Genomic DNA, 17,055 nt, shown 5'->3' with positions numbered 1-17,055 from the left:
CCGTCTTTGATCGCAAGCGATAAACCAACTGAAACCTTTTTGTTGCATGTCCTTTAATAAATGCGGGTACTGCCTGCTGGCTGTTTTGATGATGTTTGGTGCCATAGCGGTACAGGCGCAGGATACCACTGCTGTATCGGTAGATCCGGAACTGGAGAATATTTTTTCGCAAAAATCGCCCAAGGAATATATCGTTGGCTCCGTAGTAGTTACGGGCAACAAATACTTTGACAACGCTTTGCTGCTCTCTATTGCCAACCTTAATGTGGGCGATAAAATTGTGATTCCGGGTGGCGATAATTTTAGCCGTACCATCAACAACCTTTGGTCGCAAAACTATTTCAGCAACGTTACCATTTACATTACCCGCCTCGAAAAGCCCAACAAGCTGCACCTGGAAATTGAAGTACAGGAAAGGCCACGTTTGCAAAAGTTCACCTTCAACGGAGTGAAGAAAAGCGACGTTGAAGACCTGCAAACAAAATCGGGTTTGGTAGCTGGCCGTATCATTACCGAAAACAATAAGCAACTGGCTATTGATGCCATTGTGAAATATTATCAGGAAAAAGGTTTCCGCAACATTGATGTGAAAGTGGCCGAAGTGCCAAGTACTACCGTGCCCAATGCCTCTGACCTGGTGTTTGATATCAACAAGGGCAAAAAGGTAAAAGTGGGCGACATCTACATTGGTGGCAATACCGAAGTGCCTGAGCTGCGGGTAAAACGCCAAATGAAGGGCACCAAAGAAACAACCCGCATTACGCTGTACCCTGCCAAAGACACGCCGCTCCTGGCCGAAAAAGAAACCGTAAGCATCGATAAAATTTTGGAGAACCAGGGCTTTTTGCAACCAACGGTTATCAAAAACAACCTCGATCCATACTTCCGCTTCAAACTGTTTAGCAGCGCCAAGTTCGACGCTAAAAAATATGAAGAAGACCGTGAAAAAATTCTTGATTATTACAATACCCTTGGCTACCGCGATGCCCGTATTGTAAAAGATACCATCTACGACAATAGCCGAGGCAACCTGAATGTAGAGCTGCTGATGAGTGAAGGCCGGCAGTACTATTTTGGCAAAATGGTATTTCGAGGTAATACCAAGTTTTCCGACTCTCTTTTGCAGGTGCTTATTGGCATCAACAAAGGTGATATTTACAACAAAGAAACCCTGGACAAAGCCTTGGGTAAGCAAATGAGTGCCGACGGTGGCACCGATATCAGTGCTTTGTATATGGATGATGGTTACCTGTTCTTTCGTGCCGAAGCCAGTGAAACAGCTGTGTACAACGATACCATCGATCACGAAATCCGTTTGTTTGAAGGACCGCAGGCTACTATCAAAAACATCAACATCAGCGGTAATGAAAAAACAAAGGAATATGTAATTCGCCGTGAACTGCGTACCATACCCGGCGAAAAATTCAGCCGTACCGATTTGATTCGTAGCCAACGTGAAATTGCCAACCTCAACTTTTTCAACCAGGAAACCATTGGCATCAATCCCGTGCCTGATATGAGTGATGGTACGGTTGATATTAATTATAGTGTAGAAGAAAAATCAAGCGACCAACTGGAACTGAGTGCCGGCTGGGGCGGTGGTATTGGTTTAACCGGTACGCTGGGTGTAACTTTCAACAACTTCAGTATTAAAAATATTTTGAAAAGAGCTACCTGGGATCCCCTGCCCAGTGGTGATGGTCAAAAACTTAGCCTGCGTTTGCAGAGCAATGGCCGTGCTTTCCGTAGCTACAACTTTAGCTTTACCGAGCCATGGTTGGGCGGCAAAAAGCGCAATTCATTTACTGTAAGCGTATTTGATACTAAGTTTTCAAATGCTTATAACTACCTCACCGGCCAGTACGAACGTACGCCGTCATCATACATTAAAACTACCGGTGCCAGCGTGGCCCTCGGTCGCCAGCTCAAATGGCCCGATGACTTCTTCAGCCTGCTCACGTCTGTAAGCTATTCCCGTTATACATTGAAGGATTACCAATTCTTCCAAGACTTCCGCAATGGGGTAAGCAATAACCTGAGTTTCAAAATTGCCTTGCAGCGGTCAAGTATAGATCAGCCTTTGTTTCCACGCAGTGGTAGCAGCTTTACTGCCAGCTTACAGTTTACGCCACCATGGAGTGTGTGGGGCAAATCAAAAGTGTATGATACACCAGAAGATCGCTATAAACTCATTGAGTTTCACAAGTGGCGCTTCAATGGTGAGTGGTATGTGCCGCTTAGCCGGCCACATGGTGCCGAACGCAACAAGCAACTGGTGTTGAAACTGGCTGCGAAATATGGCTTCATTGGCCGCTACAACAAAGACCTGGATATATCGCCGTTCGAACGCTTTCAGGTGGGCGATGCGGGCCTCAGCAACCAGTTTGCCCTCATTGGTTTTGATGTGGTGGCACACCGTGGTTATCCTGTTTATCAAACCAGCGACCCTAAAATCAACCCCGATCAGCAGGGTGCCAGCCGTTACTTCACCATCTTCAATAAATATGTGGCCGAAGTTCGCTACCCGCTTAGCCTCAACCCCAGCAGCACCATCTTTGCCCTCGGCTTTTTTGAAGCGGCCAACGGTTGGTACAGCATGAAGGATTACAACCCGTTTAAACTGCGCCGCAGTGTAGGCTTGGGTATGCGTTTCTTCCTGCCGATGTTTGGTTTGCTGGGCTTCGACTATGGTATTGGCCTCGACAGACTAACGCCCGGCAACGGTATAAAAGATGCCACCCGCTTTACATTTATGCTGGGCTTCGAACCAGAATAAACACTCCATTTTCCCACAGCTTAACGCTTTGCTAACCATTTTTTTCTTGCCTGTACGTATAGTAGAAGACACAACCAATAAAAACAGCGAGGCTTTAACAGCAAACCAGCCCGGCAATCTTTATTTTCATGCAACTTAAACATATGCCATGAAGCAACTTTTTGTACTACTCGCCATTGTAACCACTACCGCATTTTCTGCAGTAGCACAGCGCTATGCCATCATCGATACTCGTTACATCCTCGATAAAATGCCCGATTATGCCGAGGCTAAAAAGAAACTCGATGCTACGGCTAACATGTGGCAAAAAGAGATTGACAACAAACAGGCGGAGCTCGAAACCATGTACCGCAATTTTGAAGCAGAAAAAGTAATGCTGAGCCCTGAGCTCATTAAAAAGCGGGAAGACGAACTCTTTAATAAAGAAAAAGAAGTACGGGATTTGCAAAAGAAACGCTTCGGTTTTGAAGGCGACCTTTTTGCCGAACGCCAGAAGCTCATCAAACCTATACAGGACAAAGTGTATACCGCTGTGCAGAAGCTGGCTGTAGCCCGTTCGTACGATTTTATACTCGATAAAAGTGAAGGCATTACTGTTATATTTGCCGACCCAAAACTGGACAAGAGCGAAGACGTGCTTCGTGAATTGGGTGTAAAGTCCAACTAAATCTTTCAAACAACATAACAAGAAAAACAATCAAGCATGAAAAAGGTATTGGTGGTTGCAGTGGCCCTCCTCGGCTTTATGGTAACCGGAACCCAACAAGCTGCTGCACAAACTGCACCTAACAAGTTCGGCTACTTCGATCTGGAATATGTACTGGGTCAAATGCCCGGCATTGAAAAGATTGACACGCTGATGCAAAGCTTTGAACGTGACTCACTGAATGTAGAATATCAGTTTGAGCTGGAAGAACTGCAACGTATGGATAGCACCCTGAAAGCAGACAGTGCCAAAATGCCCGCCCGTTTATATCAGCAGCGCCAGCAAGAGCAAATTCAACGCTACTACAAGTTGCAAAACTGGCAGCAATACAGCCAGCAGGTAATGCAGGCCAAGCAGCAAGAGCTGATGGCCCCTTACCTCAACAAAGTGTTGGAAGCATTTCAGGCTGTTATTGCCGATGGCAAATACACCTATGTATTCAAGCGTGAAACATTGTGGCAAGCTCCTCCTGCCGACAACCTGATTCCGCTGGTAGCTAAGAAACTCGGCATCAAACTGCCCGTTGACCCCAACGCTCCGGCCGAAGAAACGAAGCCAGCTCCTAAGCCAGCTGCTCCAGCTAAGAAGAACTAAGCCATTGGCAAACACATAAAAAAAGCGACCTCATTTGAGGTCGCTTTTTTGTTTACTGCCTGATGACTACCGATGTGCCCACAGGTACTATCTGGTACAGCTCATTCAAATGGTCGTTGCGCATACTAATGCAGCCCTGTGTCCACGGCTGCAGGTTTTCTACCGCCCATTCTTCATGCGGCCAGGTGCCATGTATACCAATATCGCCACCTATTTTGGCACTTGGTGGAATGATACCGGCCTTTTTGCGGGCCTCAAATTTGGCATAGTCTTGTTTGGTGGGATAATCTATCCGCATAAACTTGTTCCATTTTTTATGCGGGTACTTACTGGTGATTTTGAAGCTGCCCTCCGGCGTACGGCGGTCGCCTTGGTACAACTTGTCACTAATGTCGTTGTTGCCAAAGGTACAGGGCCATTGTACCAACCAGTCCGATTGGTCGTAGAGCGTAATGGTGTTTTCGCTTTTGTCTACCACAAGGTACAGTACTGACCCCGTAGAAAAAGAAGAAACCTGCAGGGCCGCAAAGGCCAGCAGGCCACCTAGGTGAAGCATTCTGAAGCGCATAGTGTAGGCTGTTTTTCACATCAATGAATGGCACACTAACGCAGCCAATAATTGGGCCAATATGCAAACGCTGCTTCAATATTTATTTTAGGAAAATGGTAACGCTACTGCAACAGCAATAACCAAGGCGCCAATCTTATTTGCCTTCCTGTTCCTTCCACATTTGGTTGAAGGTTTTGGCAGAAAAATCCAGTGGAGCATGTTGCTTTTTCCAATCGCTGAAAAGGCCGTTGACCACTTTGTTTTTAAGTGAACCATTGCCCATGTTCATCATGGTGCGGCTGAGGCTGGCAGTTTTCCAGGCCTTCCATGCCAGGCGTTCGCTGAGTTTGCTTTCGCCCTGTGTTACTGCCTCGTGGCGGTTGTGCAGCAGCAGTTCATGAAGGTTGATGCGTACCGGGCAAACTGCTGTACAGTTGCCACACAGGCTGCTGGCATAGCTCAGGTGTTTATAATTGTGCATGCCTTGCAGCCATGGCGTAATTACTTTGCCAATAGGCCCGCAGTAAGTAGTAAGGTAGCTGTGGCCGCCAATGTTTTTGTACACGGGGCAGGCATTGAGGCAGCTACCACAACGAATGCAATACAAGGCTTCGCGGCTTTTTGCATCGGCCAGCAGGTTGGTGCGGCCATTGTCGAGCAGTATCACAAACATTTGGGTGGGGCCATCACTTTCGTTGCTTTGCCGGGGGCCACTCACCAGGCTGTTGTACACTGTTACTTGTTGCCCCGTGCCATAGGTGCTGAGCAGGGGCCAAAACAGCGGTAAATCGTGTATCGATGGAATACATTTTTCAATACCCACAATAGCAATATGGATATTGGGAAAGGCGCAGCTGAGGCGGGCATTGCCTTCATTTTCTGTAAGCGCAATACTGCCGGTATCGGCTACTATAAAGTTGGCACCGGTGATGCCTACTTCTGCCTGCACATATTTTTGGCGGAGTTTGTAGCGGGCCACCTGTGTAAGCTGCTCGGGGCTCAGGTTGGGCTCGCAGCCCAGTTTGTTGGCAAACAAGCGGGCTACATCTTCCTTGCTTTTGTGCATGGCCGGCGTTACAATGTGGTAGGGCGGTTCGCCGTCTAATTGCTGTATGTATTCGCCGAGATCGGTTTCAATGCTCTCGATACCGTTGCCTTCCAGAAAATCATTGAGGTGAATTTCTTCAGTCACCATGCTTTTGCTCTTCACCACTGTATGGCAGTCAGCTTCGCGGCAAATTTGCAAAATGGCATCCAGTGCCTGGGTACTGTCTTCGGCCCAAATCACTTTTCCGCCCCGGGCAGTAAACTTGGCTTCAAACTGTAGGAGGCTTTCATCGAGGTGCTCAATGGCCTGCCACTTGCGGTTTTTGGCCAGTTGGCGGGCCAACTCCAGCTCGGCAAACTGCGCTTTGCCCTTGGGCACAGCCGCATTGTATTTGCCAATGTTGAAGTTGATTTTGCGCCGGTGATCGAGGTCGGCGGCTTTTACGGTGCTGCGGGCAATAAATGCAGCTGCTCCTCCGGTGGAGGCATGCACATCAGCCTTGGTAGCAGTATCGGCCATGCAGCAACAGTAAAAAACGGTGATGAAAAAAGATACTATGGCCCGCCGTATTAATCAGGGCCGGCCGGCATTAGTGGTGGCCGTGGTCGCCCTTCAGACTTTCGTGCTTGCGCAGTTCGTAGAAGATGGAAATAATGCTCAGGATAGCAAACGTGAGGACACCCAAAATGCTAAGTGCCAATGCCCAACCCTGACCGTAGTCGATGCTTTTAATGAGCATCATAAAACAAAAAATGGTAAGGAGTATGGTGGTAGCAAAAAATGGAAATTTCATGACCGGAATGATTTGCTGCAAAAATAGGGGGAGAAGGGGAAAAGCCGAAAGCGAAAAGCGGAAGGCTTAACGCAAAATGCCAAAGGCGAATTGCCAAATGTCATCCTTACTTTCCCTGTATCTCAAAATAATCCTGTGCCACTGCATCTAGTGCTTCATAAAATTCCTGCCCGTATTTGCGGATGATGGGTTCTTTCAAAAACTGATACACGGGCACTTTGAGTTTCCTGCCCAGCTTGCAGGCAGGCTTGCACAATGTTTCGCGGGGTTCGTAGTTCACGTATTCTGTTTCGCCGTTTTTGCTTTGCTGTATACGTATGGGAAACAGGTGGCAGCTGATGGGCTTTTTCCAGGCTACTTTGCCATCGTTGTAAGCTTGCTCTATGCCGCATTTTACAATACCGGCGGCATCGGTAATGGCGTATACACAAATGCCTCCATTGATTGCGGGTGTTACCCAGCCAAATTCGGGGTCGTATACATAGCGGCCTTGCTTGTTTATTTCGGCTACGTGCTGTGCCGGCAGGTAAGGCAGCACTGCTTCAAATACTTCATCAATACGAGCCAGTTCTTCTTTATCTAAAGGAGCACCGGCGTCGCCATCTACACAGCAACCACCCTTGCACTTTACCAGGTCGCATACAAATTGTTCTTCTACCAGTTCGTCACTCACCAGTTTGTTATCAATAGCTATCATAGCAGTAGTTGGTTCGGTTAATTGGTTTTCCAGCGAAAGGTTTCAATCATGTGCAGCAGGTCTTGCTTCAAAAAATCGTTGACCGGTTGCAGCGAATCTTCGTTGGGCGTTACATCAAAATACAATGCACCCCGCAAAAAATGGCGGGCAGAATCTGTTACAAAAAATTGATTGGCCGTAGCGGCATTGCCACCCACTTTAAAGTACACGCCATGTACACCATTGGAAGTGTGCATTACGCTGTCATCTATAGCCGTGGCTTTGCTGGTATGCTTGTAAGTGAGGTTAAAAGCATCGTTGACGAGCTTGTCGAAATTGGATTGGCGCAAATCTTTGTAGCTGATATGGATACGGCCGTTGAACTGCGGAAAGTCGATGTTAATCCACCACGGATTTTCAGGTGTGCTGTCGAAAAAAGTGGAGTCTTTTATCACGGTTGCATATACGGGCAATTCGAATGAATAGGGATAGCCAGCCTGCTCAAAGGTTTGATATTTCTTTTCAGGAAAAGCAATGTCAAAATAGCCTTTTGGCTTGGGGGTAAACGTGCTGTTGCAAGCCCAGCTTGACACAAGCAGTAAAAGCAAACACCAATGGCGTACAGAAAATCGATGGGAGAAATGATGCATGATAATAGAACGAATGAAAGCCCGGGTCATTATTCTTCCACCGGTCTGATGGTCACTTTAATTTTTTGGATGCGGTTTTTATTGACCTCGAGAATAGTAAAATCAAAATCGCCAACGGTAATGATAGTATTTTGCTGTGGTATTTCGCCCGATACTTCGAGCACCAAACCTGCCAGCGAATCACTCTCGCCTTTTACTTCATCAAAAGTATCGGGGCTGAGTTGCATAATGCGGCACACATCGTTGAGCATGGTTTTGCCTTCAAACACAAAATTGAGGTCGTCAATTTTGCTGTTGATGGTTTCTTCTTCGTCAAACTCATCTTTGATTTCACCAATAATTTCTTCGAGAATATCTTCCATGGTAATGATGCCGCTTGTGCCGCCAAATTCGTCTACCACTACTGCAAAGTGTGTTCTCTTTTGCTGAAACTCCTGCATCAAATCTTCAATGAGTTTTTGCTCATGAATAAAGAAGGCAGGGCGCATCAGGCTGTGCCAGTCGAAATCGGGCGGTTGCTGCAGGTAGCCGAGCAAATCTTTGGTATGCATCATGCCTTTTATTTCATCCAGCGAATGATGGTATACGGGCAGGCGGCTATAGTGCAGTTCTTCTACTTTCTTTTTTACTTCTTCAAAGTTGCTGTCGAATGAAAGGCCGTGCACATCCAACCGGGTTTTCATGACCTGCTTTACAGAGATGTTGCCAAACTTCAGCACCCCTTTCATGATGTTTTTTTCTTCTACCGATGCATCTTCTTCGTTGGTCAAATCAATGGCATGGTTCAGCTCTTCAATGCTGGCTGCGGTTGATCGTTGGCCAAGTTTTCTTTCAATGCCATCGCTCAGGTTTACCATATATCCGGCTATACGGTTAAAGAGCAGGTAAATGGCTTCTACCATCCAGCTGATATCTTTTGCAAAACGGATATTGTTTTGCGCAGCAAATGATTTGGGCAATACTTCGGCAAACAATAAAATGATAGCGGCAATGAGCAGCACTTTGGTAGCCAGCAGCCACCAAATGTTTTGCATTTCCAGGTACTTGTCTATCAAAAAATTACTGATGATGACAATACCAATATTGGCAATGCTGTTGGCCATCATGAGTGAGCCCAACAACACTTTGGGCGATTCCAGCAGCGATATGATGCGTTTATAGCCCGGCTGACTTTTTGTTTTCAGCAGGTTGATGTCTTTGAACGTGAGGGAAAAAAAAGCCACTTCGGCACCAGATGCGCAAAACGACAGGAAAAGCAATGCCAGCAGCAATATCACCAGCGTGGTGGTGAGTTCGGTAGTAATGAGCAGCAATGGCCCGAGGGCCGGTAAATGATCCAATAGAAACAAATTGGTGAATAATAATATGAAGCTAAGCATCATACATGGATTAGCGGCAAAGTAACGGTCATTGCTGCCGGCACTTAGCACCAACGGCAAAAATAACATTCCATCCTCAATAGCCAGAGAGGTCGGGGCCATCGGTGTTGGGCGGTATGTCGCTGCCACTAAAATTGTCGATGCCTTCGGGGCCGAAGCCTTGCCCCTGAGCAAAACTGCCATCACCCCGCTTGTCGAGCATAATCAGGTTTTCGCCGACTATTTCAGTGGCAAATTTTTTATGTCCTTCTTTATCTTCCCATGTGCGGGTTTTCAGGCGACCTTCAATATATACCAGGCTTCCTTTGTGCAGGTATTTTTGCGCCAGCTCAGCCAATCCACGCCACAGTACTACCATGTGCCATTCGGTTTGGCTTACCAGTTTGCCGGTTTTATCCTTGTAAGATTCGGTGGTTGCCAACGGAAATTTTGCAACAGTCACATTGCCTTCCAACACTTGTGTATCGGGTTCTTTTCCCAGGTTGCCAATCAGGGTTACTTTGTTTACGCCTCGCATAGGTTCATTCTTACTTTACCGAAATAGTTATCTCTTTAAAGTTAGTTTTTTTATGCAAAAACGAAACCCGGCCACCCTTTTTAAAACAAGTTGGTTTGCGTAACGGCCTCTCGTTTGTTAAGGTAGTCGCGAATGACTTTGGGAAAAGCCAGCTTGGCAATAGCTGATTCATTTACCCATTGTGCACCGGGCACAGCTACAGCTCCATCTACTGTGCACTCTACAAAGTGGGCATAAATGGTTTGGTGCGTAAGCAGCTGCCTGAAAGGACCATTTGCTGCTACAACCGCAGTGGTTGCAGGCAATAGCTTGCGGGCTTTTTTTAAATATTGTTCATTGGTGGTAAATGCCGAAGCTGCTTCTTCTGCCAGTATGAATTCATGCAAGCCCTGCCAAATGTCTTTGTCATTTCTTTGGCGTACTAAGGTTTGCTGTTGGTACCGAAAAATGAAATAGTAAAAGTGGCGGTCTTTCTTGATGAGCTTTTTCGATTTTACCGGCAGGCTTTCTACCCGCTGATGTACAAAAGCGATGCATTTTTTTTGCATGGGACATTGCAGGCATAATGGGGCAGCAGGCTTGCAAACAGTAGCGCCAAAGTCCATGATGGCCTGGTTGTAGGCGGCAGGCTCATGTTGTGCCAAATGTGCATCGGCTTCTTGTGTAAAGCGTTCTTTGCCGGCGGTTGTATCGAAAGGTTCATCAATGCCATAAAAGCGGGCCAACACCCGAATAACGTTGCCATCTACCACGGCATGCGGCAGGCTAAAGCCAAAACTGGCAATGGCGGCGGCAGTGTAAGGGCCTACCCCTTTCAGGCTCAAAATATCGGCATAGTTGCCGGGGAAATGACCGCCAAACTGTTGCATTACTTGTCGGGCTGCAGCCAGCAGGTTGCGACAGCGGCTGTAGTAGCCCAGTCCTTCCCACAGCTTAAAAACTGCATCATCTTCAGCCGCCGCCAGCTCGGCAATGGTTGGGTAAGCGGCTATAAAACGCAGGTAGTATGCCAAGCCCTGCTCTACCCGGGTTTGCTGTAAAATAATTTCGGAGAGCCAGATTTTATAAGGATCTTTTTCGCCCTTCCAGGGCATGCTGCGCTGGTTGTGGTGGGTATGCCAGTGCAGCAACGTTTGGGTGAACCATGGCTGGCTGGTGTAACCTTTTTTGCGGGATGAAGCAGTAGCAGAAGATGTGGGCATACAGTACAATTACAGCAAGGGTACAAATTCGTTCAAATAAGGCGTTTACCTTTGATAATGAAATATTTACAAAAAACGATTCCAATTATTGCAATTCACGTTTTCCTGTCTTACTTTTAATGACAAACCGTTGTAAATCATTCTGAATCATGCGCAAATCAGACCTCATCAACCAAATTGCCGATAAAACCGGTATTCCCAAAGTGGATGTTTTGGTGACACTCGAAACCATGTTTAAAGAGGTGAAGGAAAGTCTTTCCAACGGGGAAAATATTTACATCCGTGGGTTTGGCAGTTTCATTACCAAAAAACGGGCAGCCAAAATTGGCCGCAACATCAAACGCAATGTAGCAGTAGAAATTCCGGAGCATTTTATTCCTGCATTCAAACCCAGCAAAGAGTTTGTGGCAGAAGTTAAATTGAAGACGAGTGGCAAAAGCGACGCCGCCGAATAGCCCAGCCATATACCTTTGCCCCCGGCCCAACCAATGGGCAGAGGGATATGAATAAGACGCAAAAAATTACAATCGTATTGGCCCTCGCTGTTACAGCGGGGCTTTATTATTTTGGTAGTACTGTAGGGCCCAAAAAGCCGGCGGCAAATGCCACAGCAAAGGCCGACACCAGCCACAACCACGACCCGCTTGACCTGGAAAAAGTACGTGCCGGTGCCATGAGCCAACTGAGCCAGGCCCAGCAGCAGTACATCAATACATTGGAAAACACAGTGAGCCGTGGCGATGTAAAAGGTCAGCAAGCCGCTGCACACCGCAGCCTGGCCAGCTTCTGGAAAGACTCTGTGCCCAGCCCCGTTCTGCATTTTAAGCATCTGTCGTTGGCTTCCGAATTGGATAATACCGAAAAAAGTCTCACATTTGCCGCCCATTCCATTTTAGGCTATCTGCCGTATGCCCATAATCATTTGGAGCAAGAGTGGCTGGCCAACAGAGGAATGGAGTTGTTTGACAAGGCTTTTTCCATCAACCCCAACAATGATTCAACCATTGTAGGACAGGGCGGATGTATAATGTATGGCGCCATTACCCCCGACGGGCCAATGGCTGGTATAATGAAAGTGAGGTCTGTAGCTGAGAAAGATTCAACCAACGTGTTTGCCCAATATATGCTGGGCATAGGCGGTATGAACAGCAATCAGTACGATAAAGCCGCTCTTCGTTTTGCCAAAGTAGTACAAGCACAACCCGACAATTTGGAGGTATGGTTTAAACTGGCCGAAGCTTATGAGCTGGCGGGTATGACCAAAGAAGCCATCAACAGCTACGAAACCATTGAACGAAAAGTAACAGTGCCGGAAATGAAAGCAGAAATCCGGAAACGGATTGAGCAACTGGCCAAGGCCGGTACCGGCAAATAGTTACTGTTTCATATTTAGAACTAATAAAATCATTGAACTATGCCTTGCGGTAAAAAAAGAAAGCGTCATAAGATTGCGACTCACAAACGTAAAAAGCGTTTGAGAAAGAATCGTCATAAGAAGAAGAACAAATAATCAGCTCTTTTTCTACGTGCATTTACCTGCCTGTACTATTACGGGCAGGTAAATGTTTTTCTGGTTTATTCTGTTGCCTGCCTGTTTCACCCGTGCATATTATCCCCCAATAAAGTACCAAACATGCAGCAGGTCTCAGGGACTTGCCATGCACCTAATTCAAACACAAACTGATTGCACTTTGTGAACAAAGAACTAATTATTAATGCAGCACCACAGGGGGTTGAAATTGCATTACTCGAAGACAAAAAACTGGTAGAACTACACCGCGAAAACACCGAAAATCCCTTTGGTGTCGGCGATTTGTACCTTGGCAAAGTAAAAAAACTGATGCCAGGCCTCAATGCAGCTTTTGTAGATGTAGGTTTTGAAAAAGACGCTTTTTTGCACTACACCGATTTGAGTCCATACGCCAAAAGCCTGCTCAAGATCACCCAGATTTGCCAGGAATGGAAAGCCAAAGAACCTTACGATTTCAGCCGGTTTAATGTAGAACCCGAAATTGTAAAAACAGGGAAAATAACCGAAGTGCTCAATGGCAAGCCCAATATTTTGGTGCAAATTCTAAAAGAGCCCATTGCTGCCAAAGGCCCCCGTTTGAGTTGCGAAATTTCGTTGCCCGGTCGTTTTGTGGTGCTTACTCCTTTCAACGACATCGTAGCCGTTTCCAAAAAAATTCATACCAGCGACGAACGCCGCCGGCTCCAGAAAATTATAGAATCCATCAAGCCCAAAAACTTTGGGGTGATTGTGCGTACTGCTGCAGAAGGTAAAAACACCGCCGAGCTGCACGACGATCTCAACCAACTGGTAGCTAAGTGGAAACAAATTCAGCAAAACCTGCAAGGCGCAGCTGTACCTTCCAAAATTTTGAGTGAGCAGGATAAGGCTACGTCTATTCTTCGTGATTTGCTCAGCCCCGATTTCAACCGCATTGTTGTCAATGACAAAAATATTTACAACGATATCCGCCAGTATTTGGTGCGTATTGCACCCGAAAAAGCAGACATCGTACAGTACTATCAAAGTGGCTCACCTGTTTTTGATACTTACGCAGTAACCAAACAGGTGAAGGGCTCTTTCGGTAAAACAGTAAGTATGCCCAGTGGCGCTTATCTCATAGTAGAAGCCACAGAAGCACTACACGTAATAGATGTAAACAGCGGTTACAAAAGCAGCAGCAACAATCAGGAAGAAAACAGCCTGCAGACCAATTTGGAAGCAGCAGAAGAGATAGCCCGCCAGCTACGCCTCCGCGATTTGGGCGGCATTATTGTGGTTGACTTCATTGATATGAAGCTGCCCGAAAACAAAAAGAAGCTGGCCGATGCCATGGAAGGCTTCATGCGTACCGACCGTGCCCGCCACAGTATTTTGCCCATCAGCCGTTTTGGATTGATGCAAATTACCCGCCAGCGGATGAAGCCCGAGGTAGACATTAAAACCGATGAGCTGTGCCCCAGCTGCGGTGGCTCAGGTAAAATCAGCAGTACACTGGTACTGGAAGATGAGATTCGCAAGAACCTCGACTACCTCATTACACACGGCCACAAAAACCTGGTGTTAATGGTGCATCCAATTATGGCGGCCTATTTGCAAAAAGGTTTTCCCAGCAAGCGGATGCAGTGGAGCCTCAAACACAAACAATGGATTAAAATTCAGGAAAGCAATACGCTGCACCTGGTTGATTTCAAGTTCCTCGATCAGGACCATGAAGAAATAAAGCTGTAAAAGCGTATTTACTTTCAGCTCAAAAACAACGAGGGCACAAAGAAGATTAACCTGCTTTGTGCCCTCGTTGCATGTAAACTATCGTGCTTGCAGTTATGCTTTCGACTGCAGGTACTTGTGAAACCAAAATGGCCCGAATGGAACCACCGATGCAGCGCAGGCCAATACAAATGTCCGCATACTCCAGTTAAAGGTTTCTTTACAGAGATAAGCTACAGCTAAGTAGCCCACAAACAATACACCATGCGCCATGCCTACTATGGAAACGGCTTTGGGCATGCCCGCCATATACTTGAGTGGCATGGCTATTCCCAGCAATACAATAAATGAAATGGCTTCTGCCAACCCGACGGCGTAAAAAATTTTGTTGAGGCTTTGCTTCATGATGAAAGAATAATGGCTGCAAATGTGCAGCATTTATTTTGCTGTAGGCAATGGGTAGTAGGTATCGAGCAAAAACAGATAAGGTGCCAGCATGTGGTGTACAAAATAATTTTTACCATCAAACACAAACTTGCTGCGGTAAGCATCATTTGTGGCTAATATAACAGGGTTGCCGGTGGTGGCATAGTTCATGCTGCCTGCCAGCGTGGGTTTGGCAAATCCAGGCAAAGGCTTTGCTGCCAGCTTGTACAGTTTTTTACCGAGGTATTTTTCAAATCGCCTCGAGGCTTTGTTACTGCTGCGGGTGAGTTTGCCATATACACTGTTGAGAAACAACCGCACCACAAACTTTTGCTTTCGAATGGAACTCTTGGCATTGCTCAGCGGGTTTACTGCATTGTAATCGTTGATGGTTTGCAGCGACACCGGTGTTTCGGGCACCCAGTCGGCATCGATGATCACCCGAAAGCCCATTTGCCCACGGCTTATAAAATCGAAATCATACGCATAGTATTGATTGCCCGGTTTGGGGGCGGCACTTGCATATGTTTTTAGCCGTACGGCTTTATTCATAGTAGCATAGTGATAGTGCAAAAATGAAGTAGTGAGAAAAGATAACGCACCACCCTGGCTATGGCCCGCTATCATCAGCTCGTGGTGACCGGCCTGCACCAGGCTATCCAATGTGGGCAGTACTTCTTTCATCAGAAAGCCCACACCTGTGAGCCAACCCACATGCACAGTGGCTTGTGGATTGTTGGCCAGCTTGTACACAAATGTGTAATCGTTACTCAGCTGCAGGCTACCAGTTGCTGGCACCATGCCAGCGTAAAAATTTTCTAGCCAGCTCTCCATTTTGTTGACAGTGCCGCGAAGTTGCAGTACCACCACGCCGTCTTTGCGCAGGTAAATGCCACACTTATTATACAAACCAACTTCTTTGGAAATGCGCAGTGTTCGATAGCTGTCTTTTTCCAACTGCACGGGTGGCGTTTGCTGCATGCTGTCTTTCAGTCCATAAAACTGAAGCCACAGCATGTCGGCATATTCCTTCCTGTCGAAACCTGGTTGTAATTGTTGTGCCAGCAGTGGCTGACACGATAACAGCACTGCTATTAAAAATGCATAGCGACGAAAAGGGGTGAGCATGATGTTGTGTTTAGTCAATTAAAATAAAGGATTCTGCGGAGCTGGCAAGGTTTCGTGGTTGCTTATTATTCGACAAATGCGCTGCAGTTTGGGTTCAAATTAGCTTTGCTTTTGTAAACCGAGTCATTAGAAGCGGTACTTTTACGACTCAAATTGTTTGCGTATAAATCACTTAAAATCTTGCACATGAAAAAACTGTTGTTGGCCGCTTTGTTTGCTCTGCCTGTATTGTTTGCCGCTGCACAAGCCAAGCCCGAATGGAAAGAAATGAAAGACTTTCATACGGTAATGAGCCAAACATTTCACCCCGCTGAAGAAGGTAAACTCGACCCAATTAAGAACCGTATTGGTGAAATGATAGACCTTGCCAAAGCCTGGCAAAAAAGCAACCCGCCTGCTGAGTTCAATAAGCCTGAAATCAAAGAAAATCTGAACAAGCTGATGAAAGGTGCCAAAGCACTCAACAAGCAGATCAAAGCTGGTGCTGATGATGCTGCCATCACCAAGCAACTGACTGCACTGCACGATGTGTATCACGATATCGTTGGTCTTTGCAAAGACGAAGGCAAACACTAATTCATGTTGCTTTCGCATAAAAAAATGCACTCCGGTCGGGGTGCATTTTTTTATGTAGCTGAATTGGATTGTTATGCTTCCAGCAAAGGATCTATGTGGCTGCAAATGCGGCCAAAAATTTCATCGATTGTTCCTTCACCTTCTACACGGCTTACTTTATCCTGGTTTTGATAATATCCGGCTACAGGTAAGGTCTCATTTTTGTACACTGCCTGGCGGTTGCGCTGTATTTCCGGGTCGGCATCATCAAGGCGGCCACTGGTTTTGGCACGGCCTACCAGTCGGTTGATGAGCTCTTCTTCATTCACCATCAAAAACAACACGGCATGAATGGCTGTTTTTTTCAGCGTCAGCAGTTTGTCCAGCGCTTCGGCCTGAGCAATGGTGCGGGGAAAGCCATCGAAGAGAAAACCCTTTGCTTCGGGGTTGGCATCGAGGGCAGAGCTAATCATGCCTACCACTACTTCATCGGGTACCAACTGGCCTTTTTCAATCAGGCTTTTGGCTTCGTTGCCGAGTGGGGTGCCGGCCTTCATTTCTTTGCGCAGCAGGTCGCCGGTGCTCAAATGAATCAGACCATATTTTTCAATCAGTTTTTCACTTTGGGTGCCTTTGCCGCTACCCGGAGGGCCAAAAAGAACGAGGTTGAACATGATGTTTGCGATGCTTGAGCCGCGAATATAACACCGCTTAGGAAATGTTTAACAGACCTTAGTCACCTACAAAATTTCTGTTAAGCGTACCTCCATTTATTGAACAGTATTCAATGAGCATTGTAATATTTACAGTATGAAAAACGTAGGCTTACTTTTGG

At 46.5% G+C, this 17,055-nt stretch carries 18 protein-coding genes; 7 read left to right on the top strand and 11 right to left on the bottom strand.

What is annotated here, in order from left to right; genetic code table 11:
- Positions 1-46: 46 nt before the first annotated feature.
- From V7Q13_RS07415 to V7Q13_RS07405, 3 genes are all read left to right on the top strand, one after another.
- Positions 47-2,776 (top strand): BamA/OMP85 family outer membrane protein, encoded by a 2,730-nt coding sequence (locus V7Q13_RS07415; RefSeq protein WP_333800047.1) that lies wholly within the window; start codon positions 47-49, stop codon positions 2,774-2,776.
- Between the two features lie 148 nt (positions 2,777-2,924).
- The gene (locus V7Q13_RS07410; RefSeq protein WP_333800046.1) at positions 2,925-3,443 is read left to right on the top strand and encodes an OmpH family outer membrane protein; all 519 of its coding nucleotides are present in this window, start codon (positions 2,925-2,927) and stop codon (positions 3,441-3,443) included.
- A gap of 36 nt (positions 3,444-3,479) precedes the next feature.
- On the top strand, positions 3,480-4,076 hold the full coding sequence (locus V7Q13_RS07405) for an OmpH family outer membrane protein (RefSeq protein WP_333800045.1): 597 nt from the start codon (positions 3,480-3,482) through the stop codon (positions 4,074-4,076).
- Between the two features lie 52 nt (positions 4,077-4,128).
- On the opposite strand, the gene V7Q13_RS07400 is transcribed toward V7Q13_RS07405, so the two are convergent.
- The 8 genes from V7Q13_RS07400 to mutY form a co-directional block, all read right to left on the bottom strand.
- The gene (locus V7Q13_RS07400) at positions 4,129-4,644 is read right to left on the bottom strand and encodes a L,D-transpeptidase family protein (RefSeq protein WP_333800044.1); all 516 of its coding nucleotides are present in this window, start codon (positions 4,642-4,644) and stop codon (positions 4,129-4,131) included.
- A gap of 136 nt (positions 4,645-4,780) precedes the next feature.
- A complete protein-coding gene (locus V7Q13_RS07395) occupies positions 4,781-6,193 on the bottom strand; it encodes a lactate utilization protein B (RefSeq protein WP_333800043.1) in 1,413 nt (470 codons plus the stop codon).
- A 70-nt stretch (positions 6,194-6,263) separates the two neighbouring features.
- Positions 6,264-6,467: a hypothetical protein gene (locus tag V7Q13_RS07390; RefSeq protein ID WP_333800042.1), complete on the bottom strand. Its 204-nt coding sequence runs from the start codon at positions 6,465-6,467 to the stop codon at positions 6,264-6,266.
- Between the two features lie 106 nt (positions 6,468-6,573).
- Positions 6,574-7,164: a DUF3109 family protein gene (locus V7Q13_RS07385; protein WP_333800041.1), complete on the bottom strand. Its 591-nt coding sequence runs from the start codon at positions 7,162-7,164 to the stop codon at positions 6,574-6,576.
- A gap of 17 nt (positions 7,165-7,181) precedes the next feature.
- A complete protein-coding gene (gldD, locus tag V7Q13_RS07380) occupies positions 7,182-7,736 on the bottom strand; it encodes a gliding motility lipoprotein GldD (protein WP_333800040.1) in 555 nt (184 codons plus the stop codon).
- Positions 7,737-7,822: 86 nt separating this feature from the next.
- The gene (gene gldE / locus V7Q13_RS07375) at positions 7,823-9,133 is read right to left on the bottom strand and encodes a gliding motility-associated protein GldE (protein ID WP_333800039.1); all 1,311 of its coding nucleotides are present in this window, start codon (positions 9,131-9,133) and stop codon (positions 7,823-7,825) included.
- 115 nt (positions 9,134-9,248) lie between these two features.
- Entirely contained in the window at positions 9,249-9,689 is a 441-nt protein-coding gene (locus V7Q13_RS07370) for a single-stranded DNA-binding protein (protein WP_333800038.1), read from the bottom strand.
- An 80-nt stretch (positions 9,690-9,769) separates the two neighbouring features.
- On the bottom strand, positions 9,770-10,891 hold the full coding sequence (mutY, locus tag V7Q13_RS07365) for an A/G-specific adenine glycosylase (RefSeq protein WP_333800037.1): 1,122 nt from the start codon (positions 10,889-10,891) through the stop codon (positions 9,770-9,772).
- 149 nt (positions 10,892-11,040) lie between these two features.
- Here mutY and V7Q13_RS07360 point away from each other — a divergent pair, with 149 nt between their 5' ends.
- The 3 genes from V7Q13_RS07360 to V7Q13_RS07350 all read left to right on the top strand — a co-directional run bounded on the left by V7Q13_RS07360 (position 11,041) and on the right by V7Q13_RS07350 (position 14,132).
- Complete coding sequence (locus V7Q13_RS07360) at positions 11,041-11,346, top strand: HU family DNA-binding protein (protein WP_333800036.1); 306 nt, start codon at positions 11,041-11,043, stop codon at positions 11,344-11,346.
- 47 nt (positions 11,347-11,393) lie between these two features.
- A complete protein-coding gene (locus tag V7Q13_RS07355; RefSeq protein ID WP_333800035.1) occupies positions 11,394-12,266 on the top strand; it encodes a tetratricopeptide repeat protein in 873 nt (290 codons plus the stop codon).
- 318 nt (positions 12,267-12,584) lie between these two features.
- Positions 12,585-14,132: an Rne/Rng family ribonuclease gene (locus V7Q13_RS07350; RefSeq protein ID WP_333800034.1), complete on the top strand. Its 1,548-nt coding sequence runs from the start codon at positions 12,585-12,587 to the stop codon at positions 14,130-14,132.
- Between the two features lie 93 nt (positions 14,133-14,225).
- On the opposite strand, the gene V7Q13_RS07345 is transcribed toward V7Q13_RS07350, so the two are convergent.
- On the bottom strand, positions 14,226-14,549 hold the full coding sequence (locus V7Q13_RS07345; RefSeq protein ID WP_333800033.1) for a DUF3817 domain-containing protein: 324 nt from the start codon (positions 14,547-14,549) through the stop codon (positions 14,226-14,228).
- Positions 14,550-15,665, bottom strand: a complete 1,116-nt coding sequence (locus V7Q13_RS07340) for a lipase family protein (RefSeq protein WP_333800032.1) — start codon at positions 15,663-15,665, stop codon at positions 14,550-14,552.
- A gap of 186 nt (positions 15,666-15,851) precedes the next feature.
- Here V7Q13_RS07340 and V7Q13_RS07335 point away from each other — a divergent pair, with 186 nt between their 5' ends.
- Positions 15,852-16,241, top strand: a complete 390-nt coding sequence (locus V7Q13_RS07335) for a hypothetical protein (protein WP_333800031.1) — start codon at positions 15,852-15,854, stop codon at positions 16,239-16,241.
- A gap of 71 nt (positions 16,242-16,312) precedes the next feature.
- On the opposite strand, the gene V7Q13_RS07330 is transcribed toward V7Q13_RS07335, so the two are convergent.
- A complete protein-coding gene (locus tag V7Q13_RS07330; RefSeq protein ID WP_333800030.1) occupies positions 16,313-16,894 on the bottom strand; it encodes an adenylate kinase in 582 nt (193 codons plus the stop codon).
- Between the last annotated feature and the right edge of the window lie 161 nt (positions 16,895-17,055).

The sequence above is a fragment of the Phnomibacter sp. genome, from assembly GCF_036803085.1.
GTDB lineage: Bacteria > Bacteroidota > Bacteroidia > Chitinophagales > Chitinophagaceae > Phnomibacter.
This window is presented reverse-complemented; position numbering and strand designations above follow the sequence as displayed.